This window comes from Klebsiella terrigena (genome assembly GCF_012029655.1).
Taxonomy (GTDB): domain Bacteria; phylum Pseudomonadota; class Gammaproteobacteria; order Enterobacterales; family Enterobacteriaceae; genus Klebsiella; species Klebsiella terrigena.
The window spans coordinates 1999732-2020873 of sequence record NZ_CP050508.1 but is presented as its reverse complement, the minus strand read 5'-3'; the positions used below and the strand labels follow the sequence as shown (position 1 = coordinate 2020873).

At 52.7% G+C, this 21142-nt stretch carries 21 protein-coding genes, 2 tRNA genes and 1 pseudogene; 10 read left to right on the top strand and 14 right to left on the bottom strand.

The features are described 5' to 3' along the window. The first annotated feature begins 64 nt into the window (after positions 1-64). Complete coding sequence (gene amyA / locus HCK03_RS09475; protein WP_123551626.1) at positions 65-1552, top strand: alpha-amylase; 1488 nt, start codon at positions 65-67, stop codon at positions 1550-1552. Positions 1553-1599: 47 nt separating this feature from the next. Here the strand turns inward: amyA and yedD are convergent, their stop codons facing one another. After that, positions 1600-2019, bottom strand: a complete 420-nt coding sequence (yedD, locus tag HCK03_RS09470; protein WP_167691477.1) for a lipoprotein YedD — start codon at positions 2017-2019, stop codon at positions 1600-1602. 468 nt (positions 2020-2487) lie between these two features. On the opposite strand from yedD, the gene rcsA reads away from it, so the two are divergent. Beyond that, complete coding sequence (rcsA, locus tag HCK03_RS09465; RefSeq protein WP_041146280.1) at positions 2488-3111, top strand: transcriptional regulator RcsA; 624 nt, start codon at positions 2488-2490, stop codon at positions 3109-3111. Between the two features lie 42 nt (positions 3112-3153). Here rcsA and dsrB read toward each other — a convergent pair whose 3' ends face one another. Beyond that, positions 3154-3342 (bottom strand): protein DsrB, encoded by a 189-nt coding sequence (gene dsrB, locus HCK03_RS09460; RefSeq protein WP_041146281.1) that lies wholly within the window; start codon positions 3340-3342, stop codon positions 3154-3156. A 133-nt stretch (positions 3343-3475) separates the two neighbouring features. Between dsrB and yodD the strand changes: the two genes are divergently transcribed. Then, positions 3476-3700 (top strand): YodD family peroxide/acid resistance protein, encoded by a 225-nt coding sequence (gene yodD / locus HCK03_RS09455; protein ID WP_041146282.1) that lies wholly within the window; start codon positions 3476-3478, stop codon positions 3698-3700. 326 nt (positions 3701-4026) lie between these two features. On the opposite strand, the gene dgcQ is transcribed toward yodD, so the two are convergent. From dgcQ to HCK03_RS09440, 3 genes are all read right to left on the bottom strand, one after another. Then, complete coding sequence (dgcQ, locus tag HCK03_RS09450) at positions 4027-5694, bottom strand: cellulose biosynthesis regulator diguanylate cyclase DgcQ (RefSeq protein ID WP_041146283.1); 1668 nt, start codon at positions 5692-5694, stop codon at positions 4027-4029. Between the two features lie 116 nt (positions 5695-5810). Then, positions 5811-5981: a YodC family protein gene (locus HCK03_RS09445; RefSeq protein ID WP_071844949.1), complete on the bottom strand. Its 171-nt coding sequence runs from the start codon at positions 5979-5981 to the stop codon at positions 5811-5813. Positions 5982-6056: 75 nt separating this feature from the next. Next, positions 6057-6968 carry a DUF808 domain-containing protein gene (locus HCK03_RS09440; protein WP_167691476.1) on the bottom strand — a complete coding sequence of 304 codons (912 nt, stop codon included), beginning with the start codon at positions 6966-6968 and terminating at the stop codon, positions 6057-6059. 184 nt (positions 6969-7152) lie between these two features. On the opposite strand from HCK03_RS09440, the gene yedA reads away from it, so the two are divergent. After that, a complete protein-coding gene (gene yedA / locus HCK03_RS09435) occupies positions 7153-8064 on the top strand; it encodes a drug/metabolite exporter YedA (protein WP_041146285.1) in 912 nt (303 codons plus the stop codon). 1 nt (position 8065) lies between these two features. Here the strand turns inward: yedA and HCK03_RS09430 are convergent, their stop codons facing one another. The 4 genes from HCK03_RS09430 to drpB are packed head-to-tail and all read right to left on the bottom strand — an operon-like array spanning position 8066 to position 11020. After that, complete coding sequence (locus HCK03_RS09430; protein WP_143716200.1) at positions 8066-8530, bottom strand: very short patch repair endonuclease; 465 nt, start codon at positions 8528-8530, stop codon at positions 8066-8068. Further along, complete coding sequence (locus HCK03_RS09425; protein ID WP_123551855.1) at positions 8511-9944, bottom strand: DNA cytosine methyltransferase; 1434 nt, start codon at positions 9942-9944, stop codon at positions 8511-8513. The genes HCK03_RS09430 and HCK03_RS09425 overlap by 20 nt, the downstream gene beginning before the upstream one ends. A 56-nt stretch (positions 9945-10000) precedes the next feature. Then, positions 10001-10696 carry a phosphohydrolase gene (locus HCK03_RS09420; RefSeq protein ID WP_041146286.1) on the bottom strand — a complete coding sequence of 232 codons (696 nt, stop codon included), beginning with the start codon at positions 10694-10696 and terminating at the stop codon, positions 10001-10003. A 42-nt stretch (positions 10697-10738) separates the two neighbouring features. Further along, complete coding sequence (gene drpB, locus HCK03_RS09415; RefSeq protein WP_041146287.1) at positions 10739-11020, bottom strand: cell division protein DrpB; 282 nt, start codon at positions 11018-11020, stop codon at positions 10739-10741. Between the two features lie 571 nt (positions 11021-11591). Between drpB and HCK03_RS09410 the strand changes: the two genes are divergently transcribed. Next, a complete protein-coding gene (locus HCK03_RS09410; protein WP_115192362.1) occupies positions 11592-12656 on the top strand; it encodes a porin in 1065 nt (354 codons plus the stop codon). A gap of 333 nt (positions 12657-12989) precedes the next feature. Here HCK03_RS09410 and HCK03_RS09405 read toward each other — a convergent pair. Then, positions 12990-13079 (bottom strand) — tRNA-Ser (locus HCK03_RS09405). Between the two features lie 90 nt (positions 13080-13169). Between HCK03_RS09405 and mtfA the strand changes: the two genes are divergently transcribed. The 3 genes from mtfA (at position 13170) to HCK03_RS09390 (ending at position 15576) form a co-directional block, all read left to right on the top strand. Continuing rightward, complete coding sequence (gene mtfA / locus HCK03_RS09400) at positions 13170-13970, top strand: DgsA anti-repressor MtfA (RefSeq protein ID WP_166793740.1); 801 nt, start codon at positions 13170-13172, stop codon at positions 13968-13970. Positions 13971-14070: 100 nt separating this feature from the next. Next, a tRNA-Asn gene (locus tag HCK03_RS09395) sits at positions 14071-14146 on the top strand. 161 nt (positions 14147-14307) lie between these two features. Beyond that, the gene (locus tag HCK03_RS09390) at positions 14308-15576 is read left to right on the top strand and encodes a tyrosine-type recombinase/integrase (RefSeq protein WP_167691475.1); all 1269 of its coding nucleotides are present in this window, start codon (positions 14308-14310) and stop codon (positions 15574-15576) included. Between the two features lie 220 nt (positions 15577-15796). Here the strand turns inward: HCK03_RS09390 and HCK03_RS09385 are convergent, their stop codons facing one another. Next, entirely contained in the window at positions 15797-16678 is an 882-nt protein-coding gene (locus HCK03_RS09385; protein WP_228283773.1) for a LysR family transcriptional regulator, read from the bottom strand. An 89-nt stretch (positions 16679-16767) separates the two neighbouring features. Between HCK03_RS09385 and HCK03_RS09380 the strand changes: the two genes are divergently transcribed. After that, positions 16768-17724, top strand: a complete 957-nt coding sequence (locus HCK03_RS09380) for an NAD(P)H-dependent flavin oxidoreductase (protein WP_167691474.1) — start codon at positions 16768-16770, stop codon at positions 17722-17724. 387 nt (positions 17725-18111) lie between these two features. Here HCK03_RS09380 and HCK03_RS09375 read toward each other — a convergent pair whose 3' ends face one another. Together HCK03_RS09375 and HCK03_RS09370 are read right to left on the bottom strand one after the other, a co-directional pair. After that, positions 18112-18714, bottom strand: a complete 603-nt coding sequence (locus HCK03_RS09375) for a glutathione S-transferase (RefSeq protein ID WP_167691473.1) — start codon at positions 18712-18714, stop codon at positions 18112-18114. Positions 18715-18718: 4 nt separating this feature from the next. Further along, positions 18719-19570 (bottom strand): alpha/beta fold hydrolase, encoded by an 852-nt coding sequence (locus HCK03_RS09370; RefSeq protein ID WP_228283772.1) that lies wholly within the window; start codon positions 19568-19570, stop codon positions 18719-18721. 101 nt (positions 19571-19671) lie between these two features. Here HCK03_RS09370 and HCK03_RS09365 point away from each other — a divergent pair, with 101 nt between their 5' ends. Then, positions 19672-20532 (top strand): LysR family transcriptional regulator, encoded by an 861-nt coding sequence (locus tag HCK03_RS09365; protein ID WP_167691472.1) that lies wholly within the window; start codon positions 19672-19674, stop codon positions 20530-20532. 261 nt (positions 20533-20793) lie between these two features. On the opposite strand, the pseudogene HCK03_RS26540 reads toward HCK03_RS09365, so the two are convergent. Further along, positions 20794-20909 (bottom strand): annotated as a pseudogene (locus tag HCK03_RS26540) (peptidase); the annotation flags it as partial. Between the last annotated feature and the right edge of the window lie 233 nt (positions 20910-21142).

Genomic DNA, 21142 nt, shown 5'->3' with positions numbered 1-21142 from the left:
ATCGTATTTGCTGGAGATCTCTCATACTGCAAGAGTCAGCTTGATGACGTCTGGAGCACGGAAGATGAAAAACCCCACGTTATTGCAGTGCTTTCATTGGTATTACCCCACCGGCGGCGAGTTATGGCGTGAAGTTGAGGCGCTGGCACCTAACCTGAACGAAATCGGCGTCAATATGATTTGGCTCCCTCCCGCGTATAAAGGCGCTTCCGGCGGCTACTCCGTCGGCTACGACAGCTACGATCTTTTTGACCTTGGCGAATTCGACCAAAAGGGCTCCATCGCCACCAAATACGGCGACAAGGCGCAGCTGCTGGCGGCCATCGCCGCGCTGCGACAGCACGATATCGCCGTCCTGCTGGATGTGGTGGTCAACCACAAAATGGGTGCCGATAAAAAAGAGAGCATCCGCGTTCAGCGCGTGGACGAGCAGGATCGTACACAAATTGCCGAAGAGGTGGTGGAGTGCGAGGCCTGGACCCGCTACGACTTCCCCGCCCGTGAAGGTAAATATTCGCAGTTCGTCTGGGATTATAAATGCTTTAGCGGCATCGATCATATTGAGAACCCGGACGAAGACGGCGTTTTTAAAATCGTTAACGACTATACCGGCGAAGGCTGGAACGATCAGGTCGATGATGAGATGGGCAACTTCGACTACCTGATGGGCGAGAATATCGATTTCCGCAATCATGCGGTTACCGAAGAGCTCAAGTACTGGGCACGCTGGGCGATGGAGCAGACCGGCTGCGACGGTTTTCGCCTCGACGCGGTGAAGCATATTCCGGCCTGGTTTTATAAGGAGTGGATCGATCACGTCCAGGAAGTGGCGACAAAGCCGCTGTTTATCGTAGCGGAATACTGGTCGCATGAAGTTGAAAAGCTGCAGCAGTATATCGCGATGGTGGATGGCAATACGCTGCTGTTCGACGCGCCCCTGCAGATGAAGTTTCACGAGGCCTCGCGCCAGGGCCGCGATTACGATATGAGCCAGATCTTTAGCGGTACGCTGGTTGAAGCCGATCCGTTCCACGCCGTCACCCTGGTGACCAACCACGATACGCAGCCGCTGCAGGCGCTGGAAGCGCCGGTTGAGCCGTGGTTTAAGCCGCTGGCCTATGCGCTTATTCTGCTGCGCGAGAACGGCGTTCCATCGGTCTTTTATGCCGATCTTTTCGGTGCCAGCTATGAAGATACCGGCGGAGATGGCCAGACTTACGCTATCGAGATGCCGGTTATCGAACAGCTGCACGAGCTGATTGATGCCCGCCAGCGCTTTGCTCACGGCGTGCAGACGCTGTGGTTCGATCATCCGAACTGTATCGCCTTCAGCCGCAGCGGCACCGATGACGATCCGGGATGCGTAGTGGTGTTGTCGAACGGTGATGACGGTGAGAAATCGCTAACCCTTGGCGCCAATTATGGCAATAAGCGCTGGAAAGATTTTCTCGGCAACCAGCAGGAGGCGGTGGAAACCGACGACGAAGGCTGCGCGACGTTTACCTGCCGCGGCGGGAGCGTCAGCGTGTGGGTTATCGAAGAGACGTTATAAATCAGGTGAATATCGCGGGCTGGACGCGCTGCCAGCCCGTCGGTGCCCTAGTGCGCGCTTTTCGTCGCGGCGGCGGCTTTATTCCACGCCTGCTCGCACTCAGGAGTGAGGCGGTCGACGCGGGTCAGGGTCATGCGGTCATACTCCAGGGTATTGCCGGTGCGTTCGACAGGATAGATATCCAGAGCTGACGTCACGTTGTAAACCCGATCGTCACGCTGCATTAATTTACCCTGCGTGACGATAACCCGCTGCCACTGACGACAATCGAGCGTATCGCCATTTTTGGTAACAATCAGGCTGGCAATCGCATCCGGGCTCATCATTTCGCTCTGCGGACCTTTTGATTGCCAGTATCCCTCTAACCCGGCGGGCGCTGGCGCTTTGACAACCTCGTTGTAATTATCTACCTGCACGCATCCGGCGAGAGTCAACAGCGCGCCAGCAATTACTATCTTTTTCATCATTCATCCCACACACCGATAAAAAAGTATTGTGGCATTAAAGCGTTAAGCCTGCCACCTCTCTTGCAGCGGGCGAAAAACGGCGCCCAGCGGCCATGAATCCAGGCCAGTCGCCAGTAGCGCTAAATGGCCTTCGGCTTATTCGGCTATTAATTAATGTTTTTGATGAAACGGCCATATTGGTGAGGTGAGAATTTATCCAGCCAGTATAAGGAAAATCCGAAAAGAGAATAACTCCCGGCCGGCAACCATATCTGTAACTGGAAGTTTTTGCTTTTAATTCCCCGACGTAACATGATGCACGCCTTTACTTTGGGAGTATTCCTGGCAAATTATAGGCAATATTACGGAATAGTTCAGGTTACTTAATGGTTTCCACACTGTACCTTGTTTTATTACCCACTTAAATGGACTTCATCGCGCTCACCGGCGAAGGATGAATTATCGTTACGTGTTGATTGAGGATGGGTCATGTCAACGATTATCATGGATTTGTGCAGCTATACCCGACTGGGATTAACCGGGTATCTGACAAGCAGAGGAATAAGAAAGCGTGACATCAGCGAAGTGCAAACGGCGGCAAGCCTGAAAGAGAGCTGCGAATCGTCCCGCCCGGCGGTGGTGTTTCTCAACGAAGATTGCTTTATTCATCGCGAAGATAGTAATCAGCTTATCCGACAAATCATTACGGATTATCCCGGTACGCTATTTGTGATCTTTATGGCGCTGGCTAACGTTCATTTTGACCACTATCTGCTGGTACGCAAAAACTTACTTATTAGCTCAAAGTCGCTTACGCCAAAAGACCTTGATGATATTCTGGGTAATCACCTGAAATACGATCGCTTCAGCGCCGGACGCATCAATATACCCACGCTGTCATTAAGCCGGGCCGAATCAAATATGCTGCAAATGTGGATGGCCGGGCACGGGACATCGCAAATATCGACGCAGATGAACATCAAGGCTAAGACAGTTTCGTCGCACAAAGGCAATATTAAAAAGAAAATCCAGACCCACAATAAACAGGTGATTTACCATATTGTCCGTCTGACGGAAAACATTACCTCAGGGATTTACGTCAACATGCGATGAAAGAACTGGCGGCAGCAACCGCCAGTTTTGATCGCAGACAGACTAGTCGACCTTCTCAACAAAGACACCGTCCGGATGCCCTTTCTCGTTGAAAAACCAGATCCCCAGCGGATAGTCTTCCAGCGAAACCAGATACATTGTTCCTTCGCTAAACGACTCTATTGCCAGTACTACCCCCGATCGACGTGGGCCACCGTCGGTCTTCACCGTGACACGATCGTTCACCTGCATAACTCGTCTCCTCTATTTTTGAGCCAGTGTAGAACAAAACCGCCGGATGCGCAGCGTCCCGCCCGATGAGCGCTGTTTTTATAGACCGTCTATACTTGAAGAGGCACTGTCGGAGCCAAGCGAGGTAGCGATGATGAAATCCGCCAAAGAGAGCAGTTCGGGTAGCAGCGGGGGTAGCGTCAATGTTGACGCCCTGCTGGCGGCAATTAATGAGATTAGCGAAAGCGAAGTGCAGCGCACCCGCGACGATCCCCATCACGTGAGCATTGATGGTCGCGATTACCATACCTGGCGTGAGCTAGCGGAAGCCTTTGAGCTCGATATCCACGACTTTAGCGTCACCGAAGTCAACCGCTAGGCGCAGGCGAAAAAAATCCCGACTCGCAGGAGTCGGGATGAAACTTGCTAATGCAAGAAGCACTTGAAAATTCGTTACACCGGGAGATCCGATGCGTGGAAAACATTATCCTCAATTATTTTGCATGACAAGAGCTATTGATGAAGAAAATAATTGAGACACATAGTCACTGACGCCGGGCCCCTGGATAACCCAGGTGGCAGAAGGCTTCGTTGATGCCGCTGCGCTATAAATCGTGTTTCACTCCCGCCATCTTTTAAGATAAATCTCATATCAGCACTTTGTCACGCCGCGCTGAACGGATGAAGACGGCCAGCTTCGGGCGCTTATCCCGTAGAACAGACCCGGTTGCGGCCACTCTGTTTCGCAAGATAGAGCCGCCGATCGGCTATCGACTGCAGGTTTTCAAAGTTAACCTCCGCGCGATCCTCGCTGCTGCTGACGCCCAGCGAGGCGCTGATGCGCAGGCTCGTGTTGTTGCAGAGCAGTATTTCGCGGCTGTTGATGCGAACGCGGATACGCTCCGCTATCGCAGTGGCCTCCTGCAGGGTGGTATTCGGCATGACCACGCAAAACTCCTCCCCGCCCACGCGCCCGGCGAGATCGCCTTCGCGGATGTTGCTGGCTATCGTGCTGGCAACCAGCGACAGCACCCGATCGCCGGACTGATGACCGTGCAGGTCGTTCACCCGCTTGAAGAAGTCCAGATCGAGCTGGATCACCGCGAACGGGCGCTTCCCGCGCTCGCACTCTCCGGCAGCGGCAATGGCTCTTTCAAATAGCCCACCGCGGTTTAGCAGCCGCGTTAATGCGTCGTGCCAGGCCCGCCACTCCAGCGACGTTTGCAGCTCGCTCATATTGCGCACCATGCGCAGGATAACCAGCCAGGAGATAATCAACATTGAGGTAAACAGCAGCCACATCAGCATCAGGGCGATGGTAATCGATCCAAACTCACCGCGGACCCCTTCCTGCAAGGTGTGGATACGCAGCAGGACGCCATCAAAATTATTCAGTTTTTCCCAGCTGATGTAGCGAGTTAACAGGCGAATGCCGCCCTTGTTATCGTGCGAGAAGGCGTAGCTCAGCGTCTCCTGCTCGCGGGGCGAGAGCAGAGTGAGCACATTGCCCGGTGCGGAAGAGGCAATCAGGTTCAGCCGGTTATCGTACAGCTGATACTCGCCGTCCTGTCCGCCCTTCGCCGCGTTTACCAGAAAAGTCTTCATTTCGCGAACCGAAAAGTCCATCGCCAGCACGCCGTGCCAGTAGTGGCGGAAGTCCAGCGGTACGGAGGCGGTCACCACCTGGGCATCGCGCAGCGCGCCCTCCTCGGGAAAGGTTTGCCAGACTACGCCGCGTCCGGGATTCGTTCGCTGGGCCTGACGGGTAAACCACGGGGAGCGGGTGGCAGCACTATAAAGCGCCAGCGCCTGGGTGGTGTTTGTTAGCGCTTCGGTGCTAACAAAGAAGCCGCTGCGCGATACGTACAGCATGCGCTCGGTGAAGCCGCGGTTATTGTTGGTCAGGCGCAGCAGATAGCCCAGCTCTAGCGTAGCCATCAGCTCGTTGCCGGAAAGGGTATTGTCACGGGACAGGGTCGGATCTTTGTCGATGAAAGCATCGGACACGCCGTAGACCGGCAGCGTACGCCGATTGTGTAACGCCACCGACCATATCGCTTCATGGCGCTTGCTGATGTACTCCTGCTCGGCCTTACGCAGGATCATAAAATCTAGCGGCGTTTCCAGCGCCGACTGCATCCCGTTGCGGAAAAAGATCATTCGGTCGGTATTAAACTGCAGCAGGCCGTCCATTTCATGGGCGACGTTTTCGAGATTGTTGTGCTGGTTATCGACATACGCCTCCTCCAGCACCATTATTTCTCGCCATATCAGCAGGGTAGAAAAAAATAGCACCACAACAAAGCAAAAATTTACCACGTGTCCCGGGCTCGAAAGGCGGCGAAGTTTTCTCCCCCACAGCGACTTATTCATTGTGCTCTCGCAGTACCATCATAGAAACAAACGCCATCAACGCTCCCTGTCGGAAAGCCAGGCCATACAATGACAAAACGCCCGGTATAGACCGGGCGTTACTGGGATCAGGAGAGCTATTCCGCGCCCCCTCCCCCACGAACCAACTCATCTTCACGGAACGCCTCTCGCTTAACGGCATAGCCGTCATACCACCGGCATTCAACCATGCCGTTGGCAAAACCGGTCACAACCATGCGCGGCCCGCCGCTTTTCCGCCTGACTTCATCGCTGATGAACCATACCATTTTTCGCTCCGTAATCCGGGAGAAACTGTTTCACCTTAGACGAAGCTGAGACATTTTGCATAACCGCCGACGGATTTACTTTACCGCACGACGAAGCGAGGAAATGGCCTTCACGCCCGCCACTACCACGGCGCCAATGATGAAGCCCAGCACCAGGTTTACGCCCGTCGGCAGCAGCGAAGCGGTGAACCCGGACATGCCGCTGGCCAGATTTTCCACCGCGTGGTGCAGCGGAGTAATGCCGTGGACCACGATGCCGCCACCGACCAGGAACATCGCCAGCGTCCCGACAATCGACAGCACTTTCATCAGCCGAGGCGCCACCGCCAGCAAAGCTTTGCCGACCCCGCGGGCCAGCACGCTGCTTTTCTCCACCAGCCAGTAGCCCATATCGTCCAGCTTCACGATAATGCCGACCAGGCCGTATACGCCAACGGTCACCAGCAGGGCAATCCCGGAAAGGATCATTATCTGGTTTAGCAGCGGCGCATCCGCCACGATACCGAGGGTAATCGCGACAATTTCGGCGGAGAGAATAAAGTCCGTACGAATGGCGCCTTTCACCTTATCGCGCTCAAATGCCAGCGGGTCGCGTTCGGCCAGCGCCGCCAGACGCTGTTGCCGGGCCTGCGGGTCCTCTTTGTGTTTGCGGGCCTGCAGGCTATGCAGCACCTTCTCGACGCCTTCAAAACAGAGGAAGGCCCCGCCAAACATCAGCAGCGGCGTAATCGCCCACGGAATGAATGCGCTAATTAAAAGCGCCAGCGGAACCAGGATCACCTTATTGACCAGCGACCCCTTCGCCACCCCCCACACCACCGGCAGCTCGCGGTTCGCCCGCACGCCGGACACCTGCTGGGCATTGAGGGAAAGATCGTCCCCGAGCACGCCCGCCGTCTTCTTCGCCGCCAGCTTACCCATCACCGAGATATCGTCGAGCAGCGTGGCAATATCGTCCAACAAGGTTAAAAGACTACTTCCCGCCAAAATACCATTCCTTCATTTTATGGTTATTAAACATAGAGTATGGGGCAAAATTCGCGTCTCGCCCAGCAAAGCAAATAGTCAACAAAAAATTAACAATCACCGGGTAATTAAAGCGCTCGCCAGCGAGGTAGTTTTCACGTTTACTATATGCCCCCTTCCTATTTTTGTACCGTCGTGAGGACGTATGTCTACCCGCCAGTTATTACCGCTTATCGGGGCGCTGTTTGCGCTGTATATCATCTGGGGATCCACCTACTTTGCTATCGCCATTGGCGTTGCCAGCTGGCCCCCGCTGATGATGGCCGGTATTCGCTTCCTTTCTGCCGGAGGGCTGCTCATCGTCTATCTGCTGGCTACCGGCCACAGGCTCCCGGCGCGCAGACCGCTGCTTAACGCGGCGCTGATCGGCATTCTACTGCTTGCCGTTGGCAACGGCTTCGTCACCCTGGCAGAGCATCAGCACGTGCCTTCCGGTATTGCGGCGGTGATGGTCGCCACCGTCCCGCTATTTACCCTGTGCTTTAGCCGCTTTTTCGGCATCGCCACGCGTAAAATCGAGTGGCTGGGCATCGCCATCGGCCTGGCGGGTATTATCCTGCTCAACAGCGGCGGTAATTTAAGCGGCAATCCCTGGGGCGCGCTGCTGATCCTGATCGGCTCCATGAGCTGGGCGTTTGGCTCAGTCTATGGCTCGAGAATTGAGCTGCCCACCGGCATGATGGCCGGCGCGGTTGAGATGCTCGCGGCGGGAATTGTGCTGATGGTCGCCTCTACCCTGACCGGGGAAAAGCTGACGCAGATGCCCTCATGGTCGGGGATTATTGCCGTCGCCTACCTGGCCATCTTCGGCTCGCTGATTGCGATTAATGCTTACATGTACCTGATCCGTAACGTCACCCCCGCCGTTGCCACCAGCTATGCCTACGTTAACCCGGTGGTCGCGGTGTTATTAGGCACCGGGTTCGCCGGGGAGAGCCTGTCGCTGACCGAGTGGACGGCGCTCGGCGTTATTATTTTTGCGGTGGTGCTGGTGACGCTCGGCAAGTATCTGTTCCCCGCCCGCAGCGAAGCCACGCCCTGCGAGGTTGAAAAGTAGGCTACGGCCCGATTCCCTGAGTATCAATCTGCGCGCGGTGGCCGCCGCCGCAGATCCACTCCTCCAGGCGTTCGCTAAGCGCTTCATCGCTGAGCTTTTTCTTCCCGCGTAGCGCGCACTCCCAGACGATCAGCACCCGCCATCCCCGCTCAAGCAGCAGCGCCTCGTCCCGCCGGTCTCGCGTCACGTTGCCGTCGATTTTATTCAGCCAGAACGCCGTGCGGGTTGCCGGCACCTTGAACAGGTAGCAGTCATGATGATGCCAGAAGCAGCCGTGGGTAAAGATAGCGCAGCGGTAATCGTTGACCACAAAATCCGGGCGCCCCGGCAGCGTGGCCTCCTGAGCGGTAAAAGAAAAACCGGCCTGCGTGAGCAGTCCGGCCAGTCGTTTTTCTATCGCCGTATCGAATGTGCCGATGGCGCGCATATTTTTACTGCGGGTGGCTTTATCGTGAACGTCCATCATCATCATCCTCGGGATCGCGGCGGGCCACCGCCTGCGCAATTCGCGGCTGCAGCAGCCTGGCGACGGCGGCAAACACCGGCACCACCACCGAGTTACCGAACTGGCGGTACGCCTGAGTATCGGAGACGGGAATGCGGAAGCGGTATCCCTGCGGGGACTCAAAGCCCATCAGGCGCGCGCATTCGCGTGGCGTGAGGCGGCGCGGACGGCGCTGCTGGTTTTGCGGATCGTCAAAGTCCTTCTCGCCCAGCGGGCGATCCCAGCCGCGGTCGATCAGAATTTCGGCGCCATCCTTGTAGTAGCGAGCCGACAGCGTACGCGCCACGCTATGCGGGTTGCGCGGGTCGACTAGCCCATAGCCGAAACCGTTGCCCAGCGCCTGGTGTTTACGCGCGTAGCGATACAGGTATTTCCACAGCACCGGAGTAAGAATAAATTTGGCATCCACCGTCGGCTCGAGCAGCTCGCCAAACGTCGGGCGCTGGGCCGGGTAAAGCCCGGAGATATCGCGCAGGGTAAACCCCTCGTGCAGCTGCAGGTCGCGACGAAAGCCAACCAGCACGATGCGTTCGCGGTGCTGTGGCAGGAAGTTGCGGCCATCGATAACCTTGGGATCGTCCGCCCCGCTATGCCCGGCATCAGAGACCTCATAGCCGAGTTCGTCGAGGGTTTGCATGATGATGCTGAACGTTCGCCCCTTGTCGTGGCTCTTCAGGTTTTTGACGTTCTCCAGCACAAAGATTGGCGGCCGCCGGGCCGCTATAATCCTGACGACATCGAAAAACAGCGTGCCCTGCGTCTCACAGGCAAAGCCGTGGGCGCGTCCGAGGGCGTTCTTCTTCGATACCCCGGCGAGGGAAAAAGGCTGGCAGGGAAAGCCGGCCAGCAGCACATCATGCTGAGGAATCGTGTCGCGAATGTGCCGCGCGGCGTCTTCATCGCTGATATCAAGACGATGGCTGAGGGTGATATCACGGATATCGGCATTGAAGCGATGCTGCTCGGGGTCGCAATACCAGTTCGCTTTGTAGGTGCGCACCGCGTGCTTATTCCATTCGCTGGTGAAAACGCACTGCCCGTTGATGGCTTCAAAGCCGTTGCGGATGCCGCCGATACCGGCAAACAGATCGACAAAGCGGAAAGCATAATTCGGATGGTGTGCCGGCGGCCGCGGCAGCAGCGATGCCAGATGCGCGCGCTCCCGATGGCCTAAGCGGCTGGCCGCCCGGGGCACCGTGGCGACGCGCTTGAGTATCGCCGGGCTCCAGTGCTGTTCCCCAACGGCAACCAGCTGCGCCACCAGCGTTTTCACATCATATATTGCCATCAGCTGGCGCAATAACGCCTGCGCGTCTTCCCCGGCCTGCGTTACCGGCAAAGACGGGGGATTTTCCTTAGATAAATTTTGCGGCATAACCTCAACCAGCTGGACAATTTTCGCAGAGATTACCACAAATAGCGCAGGCAGTTTTAAGCCTGTGGGTCAAAGCGGCGCAAAACCGCCTCATCCAGCGCGGTAGGGTCCCCCTGCAGCTCTGAACTGAGCTTCGCCATAAACTGCACCAGGAAGCGGGCGTTGTGTTCCGCCATCGCTCTCCCTTCAGCGGTTTGCATGGTTTTAGGCAGGCGCAGCAGCTTGCACTGGAAATGGTCCAGCGCGTAGGTGCGGTCATCCAGCTCGCGCCTATCGGCAAAAGGATCGTCAGCATCAAACAGGATATTATTCAGCGCCCCGGAGACCGCGAAAACGCGCGCCAGACCAATCGCCCCCAGGGACTCGAGCCGGTCGGCATCCTGGACAATCTTCGCCTCTTCGCTCAGCGGAGGAATAGCGGCGCTAAAGCTATGCGCCTCAATGGCGTGGAGTACGGCAGGATAGCGGTCGACGGGAAAATCGGCAAAAGAGGAGTGCAGAATACTCTGCGTCTTTTGCGCCGCCATCACCGACGAGCGGCTGCGGTCGGGGTGGTTTTTTGCCAGGCTGACAATGTCATGAAAGTAACAGGCGGTGAGGATCACCAGGTGGTCAACCTGCCGGTTGGCGGCCAGCCGCTGGGCGGTGCCCCACACGCGACGAAAATGCGAAATGTCGTGAGCGGAGTCGCCCTGCGGGTGATGCCCTATCAGCCAGGCTTCAAATCGTTGCTGCCAGTCAACCAGTTCCATGCGCTTTCCTCTGAGAGAAGGTAGGCTGCGAGCATAGCAACTTTAATCCTGATGTTCATAGCTACCAGCATCAGGCCGCGTATACCAGGCGATTGTCCCAAGGAGTAACCCGACGACGCCGAGGACAAGAAAGCCCAGCAGCGCACCCAGCCATTTGCCCGCCGTTGAACCCAGATCCCCGTCAATACCCGCTCCGGGGACGCTCTGAATATGCCCGACAACCCACCAGTAGCGCACCATCGCCCACAGGAAATAGCCACAGAAGGCGTAAAAAGCCCATAGCGCCAGCTTGCCCCCGGGACTCCGTTTCGCTTTCTCTTCCATTTAACTGCCCTCCTTTCCTCAGGAACGAAACGTCACCTGAAACAAAAATGTGATTTCAGTCACATTATACAGTGAAGTTTGCCGTCAGGCATCCGTAACGTCCGGAGAGGTTCAGCGAGCAATCGAAGTCGCCCGCATCGTCTCTCACCAGCTGCCGGTAAATAATATGGCCCCTCGCGCCTGCCCTGGTATTCCCGTTAACCGCCGATTTAATATTTCCCCGTTACCGCTTCTCTCTTTGCGCAATTATTTTGTGCACAGAAACGATATTTATCGGCCGAACACATCAGTAACGCCCAAACATCAACATTAGAAATTTCATCACGAGCATGAATTCACCCACACACTCTAATAATACATTGTTATAAAAGACAATAACCCGGAAATATAGCTTACCGACAACCGATAATTTATTAATATAAAGAATCAATAAGAAACATTTTGTAATATTAGATATAATTTACTTACATTTTAAATTTAAATAAAAATGAACCTTCGCAGATAGTATTTATTTTGCATTAAGAAAGATTTTTTGACATTCACATTAATTATAAATAAAAGGGAATATATAATGAAAAGAAAAGTACTGGCAATTCTGGTGCCGTCCTTATTAATGGCTGGAGCCGCGAGCGCAGCGGAAATCTATAATAAAAGCGGTAATAAAGTCGATTTCTACGGCAAAATGGTCGGCGAACATATTATGACCGATACCGACGAAGGCAACCGCAACTCTGAAGATACCTCCTACGCGCGGTTCGGCGTTAAGGGTGAAACGCAGATCAACCGCGAGCTGACCGGCTATGGTCAGTTTGAATATAATATGAAAGCTAACAGACCAGAGGGCGACCAGGGCAGCGCGACCCGTCTGGCCTTTGCCGGCTTAAAATATGCCAGCTACGGTTCATTTGATTATGGCCGCAACTACGGAGCGGTATACGACGCCGCAGGCTACACGGATATGCTGGTTGAGTGGGGCGGCGACGGTCTGGTGCATACCGATAACTTTATGACCGGCCGCGCCAACGGCGTTGCCACCTACCGCAATACTGACTTTTTCGGCCTGTCAGATGGGCTGAACTTTGCTCTTCAGTACCAGGGTAAAAATACCAACCGCAATCGTCTGAAAGCCAACGGCGACGGCTACAGCGCGTCCGTTGAGTACAGCCTCGACGGATTTGGCTTTGCCGCCGCCTACGGTAATTCCGACCGAACTGACGAACAGGCCGCCGACGGCAAAGGCGAAACGGCTGAAGTCTGGAGCATCGCGGCGAAATATGATGCCAATAGCCTCTATGCTGCCATGATGTATGCCGAATCCCGCAATATGCTGCCGATGGAAAATAGCCTCATCGCCAATAAAACGCAGAGCATTGAAGCCGTCGTTCAGTACCAGCTCGAATTCGGTCTGCGCCCTTCCCTGGGCTACGTCTACGCGAAAGGTCAGGATCTCGGTAACGACGGGCGCGGCAATGCAGAGATCATGAACTACGTTGAGCTCGGTACCTGGTACTATTTCAACAAAAACTTCAACGTCTACACCGCCTATAAGTTCAACCTTCTCGACGAGAAAGATCGCGCTGTCACCGGCGCGGCGACTGACAACCAGTTCGCGCTCGGCATCATCTATCAGTTCTGATGCGATTTCACTCACCTAAGCCCGCCTTGCGCGGGCTTTTTTGTGAGCAGCCGACCGAGAGTAAATTCAGAGATAACCTAATGCGCAATCGCCGGTGGTGGCACATTTTTAAATGAGTGCTGCCCTGGCGGGCGCCACACGACTTAGTTCACAAAATGAAGGAGATACTGGCAAACTGCTACCTTGAACAATCGCTAAGTGATAGCTTATGAGCACCTGATAAACGTTCAATTCCGTCCAGCAAACGCCGGCATCAGATGGCACAGGTAACGGTATTCTGAACAGCAGGGATTTAATTAAAGGATTTTGAATCAGGTAGATAGAAAGATGAAGTGGCGGAGAGAGGGGGATTTGAACCCCCGGTAGAGTTGCCCCTACTCTAGTTTTCGAGACTAGTCCGTTCAGCCGCTCCGGCATCTCTCCGCTGTAGTGGTTGCTATAATGCCAGGTTCTTTGGCATTTTAATAGTTCCTGTCTCTTTAATTACGTTCAAGTGACGACTTTGCGAGCAATATGATGTTTAAATGGCCCTGGAAAGCAAACGAAGAGTCCGGCAGTGTGGAAATCCCCTGGGAGCAGGCGCTTGCCATCCCCGTTTTAGCCAACCTGTCCGCACAGGAGCAGCAGCAGCTTGTGCAGATGTCGGCGCGCTTTTTACAGCAAAAACGCCTGGTTGCCCTGCAGGGGCTGGAGCTGACTCCGCTGCAAAGCGCGCGCATCGCGATGCTATTTTGCCTGCCGGTTCTCGAGCTCGGCATCGAATGGCTGGACGGTTTCCACGAGGTGCTTATCTACCCTGCCCCGTTCGTCGTCGACGATGAGTGGGAGGATGATATTGGCCTGGTCCATAACCAGCGGGTCGTGCAATCCGGACAAAGCTGGCAGCAGGGGCCCATTATTCTTAACTGGCTGGATATTCAGGACTCCTTCGATGCATCGGGTTTTAACCTCGTGGTGCACGAAGTGGCGCATAAGCTTGATACCCGCAACGGCGATCGCGCCAGCGGCGTGCCGCTAATACCTTTACGCGAGGTTGCCGGCTGGGAACACGATCTCCACGCGGCGATGAACAACATTCAGGATGAGATTGACCTGGTCGGCGAGAGCGCCGCCAGTATTGATGCCTACGCCGCGACCGACCCGGCGGAATGTTTTGCCGTTCTGTCAGAATATTTCTTTAGCGCACCCGAGCTGTTCGCCCCGCGTTTTCCAGCGCTTTGGCAGCGTTTTTGTCAGTTTTACCGCCAGGACCCGCTGCAGAGATTACGTGATAATGAACGCCAGGATGCGGACGACGCGCGCACTGTGCACTAAAACAACGAGTTGAGCTAAATTTAGCCATCTGAATCAGTTAGTTAAATTTAGTATTGACACAAAAATGCGGGGCCAGTAGTATGCGCCTCGTTCACACGATTCCTCTGTAGTTCAGTCGGTAGAACGGCGGACTGTTAATCCGTATGTCACTGGTTCGAGTCCAGTCAGAGGAGCCAAATTTATGTTTTCATGCATCTTCACGAATCTTTATACGATTTAGATTCAACAAGTTAGTGTGAAAAATATTCCCGATGCATTTTTAGTTTTCCCTCCGCATCGGGAGAATTTGGTGGTCAGATTTGGGGTCATGTTGGTTCGATGACGGAGTGACCCCCAAATGTCTCTTAACGACACAAAAATCCGCAGCTTAAAACCATCCGCTAAACCCTTCAAAATTTCCGATTCCCATGGTCTGTACCTGTTGGTTAATCCAGGCGGTTCACGTCTCTGGTATCTCAAATATCGTATCAATAGAAAAGAATCTCGCCTTGGCTTAGGCGCCTACCCTGACGTGTCTTTGGCTGATGCTCGTCAACAGCGTGACGGCATCCGTAAATTGCTGGCGCAGAATATCAATCCAGCACAACAGCGCTCTGCTGGAAGAGCCACTACCTCGCCAGGAAAAACTTTCAAGTATGTGGCACTGGACTGGCATAAAAGCAACCGTACATGGTCAGAGAACCACGCCTCCCGTCTGCTTGCCAGCATGAACAATCATATATTTCCTGTGATTGGACACCTGCCGATAGCTGAACTGAAACCTCGTCACTTTATCGACCTTCTGAAAGGGATTGAGAAAAAAGGTCTGCTGGAAGTCGCAGCACGTACCCGGCAGCATATGTGCAACATCATGCGTCATGCCGTACATCAGGAGTTGATAGAGCACAATCCGGCAGCAAATCTGGACGGTATCATCGCCCCTCCCATTAAACGCCACTACCCTGCCCTTCCGCTGGAGCGATTGCCGGAACTGTTGATTCGCATTGAGGACTACCAGCAAGGACGAGAGTTAACCCGCCTGGCTGTATCACTCACCCTGCACCTTTTCATCCGTTCCAGCGAACTGCGTTTCGCCCGTTGGTCCGAGATCGATTTCAAAAATAGAATCTGGACCATTCCTGCCACTCGCGACACCATCCCCGGTGTCCGCTACTCCGAGCGAGGTGCAAAAATGCGTACTCCACATATCGTTCCACTCTCCCGTCAGGCCATCACCATCCTGAAACAGATACGGGAAATATCCGGTCATCAGGTGCTGGTATTCCCCGGCGATCACAATCCGTATAAACCGATGTGTGAAAACACTGTCAACAAGGCGCTACGCCTGATGGGCTATGACACAAAAGATGAAATCTGCGGCCACGGGTTTCGGGCAATGGCCTGTAGTGCCCTGATGGAGTCTGGCCTGTGGGCACAGGATGCGGTTGAACGGCAGATGAGTCACCAGGAACGCAATAGCGTTCGAGCGGCTTACATCCATAAAGCAGAATATCTCGATGCACGTAAAGCGATGATGCAGTGGTGGTCGGATTATCTGGATATGTGCCGGAAAGCGTATGCCCCACCTTATATTTGTGGGAAGGAAATCAGTTGCACAATGGGATAACCCCTCTGACAAATTAAACCACAAAAATAGCCGTATCAATCTGTACTGGTACGGCATTTTTCTGGCTTCAATTCGGAGAAATTGTTAAACCGTACATGAGCATCTTCAGGTAAACGGTTCTGCATAAATCGAAAGTGTGAGGTCGGCTTCTCATACAGAAGTATCCACGGAAAAGGATTAGGCCTGTTATGAGCGAAAAGCGGGCCTTGTTGTGGAAGTACTACTTCAGCTTTCCCACCCATTCAGTACAAAAATCCAGATAAGCCCGCACGAGCGCTGAAGGATGTTTACGATGAGCGTAAACAAGGTTCAGCGGCATGGTTTGTCTGGCGATTCCGGGCAAAAGCTGTACCAGTTCGCCGCTTTCCAGCCAGGGCCTGGCTGAGAAATCCATCAGCCGGGTAACGCCCATACCACTCAGAGCATAATGAATTAATCCATGAATATTATTGGTGGAAAAAAATGGCTCGTACTTGACTTTTTCTGAGCCAGAATCCCATTCAAAAAAACCATGATTCAGCGTTTCCCAGGCAGCAACGGGAAGCCGGGCCATTTCAGCCAGGGTCGTTGGTGTGCCGTAACGCGCTAATAATTTGGGACTTGCCACAAACAATGTTTCCACTCTCATAATAGTTTTAGCAATCACATCGTCCGTATTTAAGCTGCCCATTCTTAGCGCAACATCGACGCCATCCTCAAACAAATCAACGACTCTTTCGCTCGAATGACAAAATACTTGGATATCGGGATAACGCTGCTGAAACTCGAGCAGTAAATCCCACCATAGTGAGAAATTAGGAGGCACAGACAGACGGAGTTTGCCCTGTAACTTATGGGCTGAGGTTACAGATTTTTGTGCATCCTCCAGCAACTCGACACCCAGACGAGCCTGTTCAAAGAACTGTAGTCCTTTATAAGTTGGCTTAACCCCCTGTCGTGAGCGATCCAGGAGTTGCACGTTCAACGCCTGCTCCAGCTCATTAATTTTTCGACTCAGAGTTGAGATCGGCATTCCCATTTTTTCACTGGCTGCAGAAAAACTTCCTGCATTAACCACCGAGATGAACAGTTTCGTTGCGTTGAAATCCACTTTACTTTCCATATTTGGGCATCATCTGTTTATTTTTGGTGATTCCATTCCATTTTGCAAAGGATAAAATTTTTCCCATCTTATTTGCGCAGGAACGTGAAATGAATAATCGCATCACTGAACTCTTACATATCCGCTACCCACTCATACAGGCTCCACTTTATTTTCTTACCAATGCTGAACTCGTCGCTGCCGTTTCAAATGCCGGAGGCATGGGCACTCTGGGGCCGCATGCCGGGCAAGATAGCCTTCCGGGCTCGCGTTATACAGCTCTGGACCGTATGCGCCAGGAGATCAGAAAAGTAAAACAGTTAACGGATAATCCTTTTGCAGTAACGTTAATTAACGGGCCTGATATGAGCTTCTGGCGACCAACTGCGGAAATGTTCGTTGAGGAAGGCGTGGAGGTGGTGCTTATCAACGAAGTGCTGGATGCCGAAATATTTGATTTTTTCAAACACAACCGCATAAAAATGCTTTACCGCGCCCTGACGCCCACCGTCTCTAATTCAAAAGAGGCCGAGAAATTAGGCGCCGACATCATCATTGCAACAGGTTTTGACGAAGGTGGGACTGTACCAACCCGTGTGATTGGTACATTCAGCATAGTGCCAATGATTGTGGACTGTGTGAAAATTCCGGTTATCGCAGCTGGCGGTATAAGTGATGTGCGCGGTGTACGTGCCGCAATCGCGTTAGGGGCGGAAGGTGTATATGTTGGCAGTCTCTTTTTGACGGCGCTTGAAAATCCTGCCGATGAGAAAGTCAAACGCCTGATTGTAGAGTCAAGCGCTGAAGATCTACTGCTTTTTCGTACGCTGCCTGCTTATTATCGCACCTTACCCACTGATTTAAGTCCCACACTAGAGGAATTAGAAGCGCAGGATACCGATCGTGAAACCATGTTTAAGGCAATGAACGGATACCATTCTTTGTGGCAAGCCATGAGGCTCGGAAATTTTGATCAAGGCGTAGTGTCCACTGGTACGGGGATTTCAGTAATCAAATCAGTCCGTCCGGCCGCAGAAATCGTGTCAGATCTTATGCAAGACTTTTAAATTTCTCTTTGGCCGCTCTTAAGGCTCATTTGAACTGAATCATGCCGCAAATCTATTCAGGATCAAACAAGCCATGCTCTGCTAAAACGTCTATAATTCATTGATTAATATAGGTATCTTCTGATCTTCTGGGGAGTGTGGCTGCCCGGAAGAAATCCTTCGTCCTCTTTTTGCAAAGAGCAGACATGTGCGCAGGGCATAGCCCATTATGAGCAAAAAGCAGATGTTAAGGTTTAGCGTCCTTTATTTGGTTATTAAGGGTTATTAGTCTTATCTATAAAAATTTGATTGGTGTCCATAAAGTCACCTTTTGCAAGAGCCTGATTCTAATGCAGTCAGTGTTTCGCTTACACCGATACTGCATCAGTGAGACGCTACCCACCCTCTCTAACTCAAAGGTGTTGCCAAAAATTCCTGCCGCTGTTCGGCCTGCAATGTATACCCGGTTACTTCCGGATACAGCGTGCGGCTGACGGTATCCGGCAGCATCAATTCTGTAAAACTCCAGGCTACTGCGATACTGATACCTGCCACGGACAGAATATCAGGATGACTTTCCCGCAGCCCGTTCTCCAGCGTCTGCCAGGCACCATGAAGTTGTTGAGTTACCCGATCCAACCAGGGCTGATGCTGTTTTTCTTCCGGCCTGAGACGCTGTTCGTACACAATCTGCACCGCTTTTTCACAGGCTGCCAGGGCGAATCCGGTAAGATGCAGATCCCTTAGTTCTTCCGCTCTGGACGCTGAAGTGGGTGCAGGCGAATGACCGGAATACTTTTCAAGGTAATTAATGATTAATGTTGAGTCGATCAGCACCTGATTATCATCTGTGATAAGCGTTGGAACTTTAACGGTTGGATTGATTTTTGTTAACGCATCAAAATCGTTGAACACCGAAAGAGTCCGTTGCTCGAATTTAATACCCAATACTTTCATGTAAATAGCAACCCGTCTGACATAGGGTGAATCCAGCATTCCGATCAGGATCATGGCTCTACCTCATATTATGTTGATTAACAAAATCAATTACCTGTGCGGCGACAGGCAAGGGGGCATCTTCCATTAAAAAGTGTCCGGCCTGTTTATAGATATGCAGCGTGGAGGAGACGATGTCGCGCTGCAAACGCCTTGCATACTCAACGGGTTGCCATTCATCTTCGGCGCCCCATAAAACCTGTACAGGCAGCTGAAGTTGCGGCAATTTTTCTGCAAAGTCGCTGGTGTAACAGGCATTATAATGCACAACCTGATGCTGATAAAATGAGGGCTGTCCCACCACGCCACAAAGCGGCGCGAGATAACTTTCCAGCCGCTGCTCTGTCATAAGATGCTTATTAAAAACAGCCATCTTTAACTGGCGAGACATCGCGCGATAATGCTCAGTGGCAGGGATCAGCGCATAATCCGCATAGTTATCCCGCATATCTTTCCATGTGGGCGAAGGCCAGGAGTTGTAACTCGGAATATCGGCAATCGTAAGCGTCTTCAGCAGGGATGGGTTGTCGAATGCCAGTCTGAGTGAAATTGCCCCGCCGATATCGTGACCAAAAAGATGTATTTTTTCGAGCTGCCAGTGTTCAAGAAGTTTCAACAGAAAACCGACTTGTGCGGCAACCGAGGTATCAGCCGTCAACGGGCGCTCTGATGCGCCAAACCCTGGCAGATCATACAGGTGAACATGAAAACCCGCATCGACAAATACCGGCACTAGTGACTGCCAGATCACCGAGTGTGCGGGAGTGCCATGAACCAGCACCAGAGGTGTACCTGAACCATGGACCCCGGTCGCAATACGACAACCTTTTATCAAAACGTCTTCATTCAGTAATGGGTTGTTATCGGGCATTAACTTTCTCCGTTGTGCTTGTTTCTGTCAGGCTATCCGTTGACTGAATATGACACCAGTGACATTATTTCCAGCCGTAAACCCACTTTTGTCATACAAAAATGAATAAACGACTCTCTGTTGATGCACTCAGAGTATTCAGAACCGTGGTGCAAACGGGCAATATGAGTAAGGCTGCATTACTTCTTAATCTGAGCCAGTCCGCAGTAAGCTGGAAGCTCAGACGGCTTGAAGATCAACTTCAATGCCAGCTACTTACGCGCATCGCCGGAAAAGCCGTTCCGACAGAAAAGGGCAGCGTTCTGCTACGCCATGCGGAAAAAATACTCACTGAACACGATCATGCCGTGGCTTATTTTTCGCCTTCGGAACTACGTGGCAAGCTGCGAATTGGGGTCACTGAACATATCTCAATGACCGAAGTATGCGGGGTCATTTCAACCTTCACTCACCATCATCCCGAGGTGGATATACAACTGGTGGTGGAACAAAGTCATCTCCTGCGTCAGCATTTTTCTGAAGGAAGCCTGGACATCATCTTACATCAGGATTTCACGGGCACGGCATCGCCGGAAGATAAGGTATTGTGGAGTGAAAAATTATACTGGTACGCAACACCTGCCTGGCGGCATGAATCGCATAAGAGCCTGAAGCTTATTACCTGGGGACCGGATTGCTATTACCGTAACCTGGCTGAGGAGAAACTTCGGCAGGCAAAAATTCCATTTTCTGTGATGCTGGAGTGTCCTTCAGTAGCAGGTATGCTTGCGGCGATAACCACGGGTCTGGGGGTGGGAATACTCAATCAATACAGCGTTGAGAAAGCGATTTGTAACGTGTATGAACTTGAAAAATTGATGCCTCTGCCGTCGGTTGATTGCCTGCTACGCCTGAATAAACACCGCTTTAATCCAGCAAGCGAGGCCTTCTGCGAGATGCTGACCAGGCTGATGCATAAATAGCGATAGTGAATCGGCCGCTATTAATTGATGAATACAACGTGTTGTTAGCAATGTCCGCCTCTGGCACGGAGCTGACTGACTCACTGGGCAAAAGGTCCGATCTGAGCATAAAGCGAACCTGGCCCTGAGCTCAATTGACGCGGGCAGTGCCTCTTAGGGTAATGCTTTTTCATCGCGCCGATCAGCGCTGCGGAGTCTTTTGACCTTGCCGGCTCGGCGTTAAACGTATTGAGAGAGTCGCGCGTATACATCTCATTAGACATGAATCGGCGACCAGGAGGGTTCATGGGTTGCAGCGTCAGTCTCGGCGTCCGCAGAAGCCATTTGACCCTCTGTACGCTGGCCACAACGATATCTTGGTGCTGTGGCCTGGCGCTGCACATCAGCGATAAATCGCTGTGGCACATAAAAAAACGGCAGGGTGACATCTCATCCCTGCCGTCGAATCGGATAGCTTAATTTTCGGCGATTATAGAGAGTTTACTTGTCATGTAAATCACATTTTTATCTAATGCAAAACTCTTCGATTACTATATTCCTGTGTATCTTACGACTGACACTGACAGGCTGCGAAAGGGTGGAAATTACCTTAATGTCAGGAGGATATCTG

Bases quoted from the DNA above. Each gene is read 5' to 3' on its own strand.
- HCK03_RS09380 (WP_167691474.1), top strand. From the start codon at position 16,768: ATGAATAATCGCATCACTGAACTCTTACATATCCGCTACCCACTCATA.
- HCK03_RS09420 (WP_041146286.1), bottom strand. From the start codon at position 10,696: ATGGAACTGGTTGACTGGCAGCAACGATTTGAAGCCTGGCTGATAGGG.
- dgcQ (WP_041146283.1), bottom strand. From the start codon at position 5,694: ATGAATAAGTCGCTGTGGGGGAGAAAACTTCGCCGCCTTTCGAGCCCG.
- HCK03_RS09410 (WP_115192362.1), top strand. From the start codon at position 11,592: ATGAAAAGAAAAGTACTGGCAATTCTGGTGCCGTCCTTATTAATGGCT.
- HCK03_RS09445 (WP_071844949.1), bottom strand. From the start codon at position 5,981: ATGGTATGGTTCATCAGCGATGAAGTCAGGCGGAAAAGCGGCGGGCCG.
- mtfA (WP_166793740.1), top strand. From the start codon at position 13,170: ATGATGTTTAAATGGCCCTGGAAAGCAAACGAAGAGTCCGGCAGTGTG.
- dsrB (WP_041146281.1), bottom strand. From the start codon at position 3,342: ATGCAGGTGAACGATCGTGTCACGGTGAAGACCGACGGTGGCCCACGT.
- HCK03_RS09370 (WP_228283772.1), bottom strand. From the start codon at position 19,570: ATGCCCGATAACAACCCATTACTGAATGAAGACGTTTTGATAAAAGGT.
- amyA (WP_123551626.1), top strand. From the start codon at position 65: ATGAAAAACCCCACGTTATTGCAGTGCTTTCATTGGTATTACCCCACC.
- HCK03_RS09390 (WP_167691475.1), top strand. From the start codon at position 14,308: ATGTCTCTTAACGACACAAAAATCCGCAGCTTAAAACCATCCGCTAAA.
- yodD (WP_041146282.1), top strand. From the start codon at position 3,476: ATGAAATCCGCCAAAGAGAGCAGTTCGGGTAGCAGCGGGGGTAGCGTC.
- HCK03_RS09430 (WP_143716200.1), bottom strand. From the start codon at position 8,530: ATGATGGACGTTCACGATAAAGCCACCCGCAGTAAAAATATGCGCGCC.
- yedA (WP_041146285.1), top strand. From the start codon at position 7,153: ATGTCTACCCGCCAGTTATTACCGCTTATCGGGGCGCTGTTTGCGCTG.
- HCK03_RS09425 (WP_123551855.1), bottom strand. From the start codon at position 9,944: ATGCCGCAAAATTTATCTAAGGAAAATCCCCCGTCTTTGCCGGTAACG.
- HCK03_RS09365 (WP_167691472.1), top strand. From the start codon at position 19,672: ATGAATAAACGACTCTCTGTTGATGCACTCAGAGTATTCAGAACCGTG.
- drpB (WP_041146287.1), bottom strand. From the start codon at position 11,020: ATGGAAGAGAAAGCGAAACGGAGTCCCGGGGGCAAGCTGGCGCTATGG.
- yedD (WP_167691477.1), bottom strand. From the start codon at position 2,019: ATGATGAAAAAGATAGTAATTGCTGGCGCGCTGTTGACTCTCGCCGGA.
- rcsA (WP_041146280.1), top strand. From the start codon at position 2,488: ATGTCAACGATTATCATGGATTTGTGCAGCTATACCCGACTGGGATTA.
- HCK03_RS09375 (WP_167691473.1), bottom strand. From the start codon at position 18,714: ATGATCCTGATCGGAATGCTGGATTCACCCTATGTCAGACGGGTTGCT.
- HCK03_RS09385 (WP_228283773.1), bottom strand. From the start codon at position 16,678: ATGGAAAGTAAAGTGGATTTCAACGCAACGAAACTGTTCATCTCGGTG.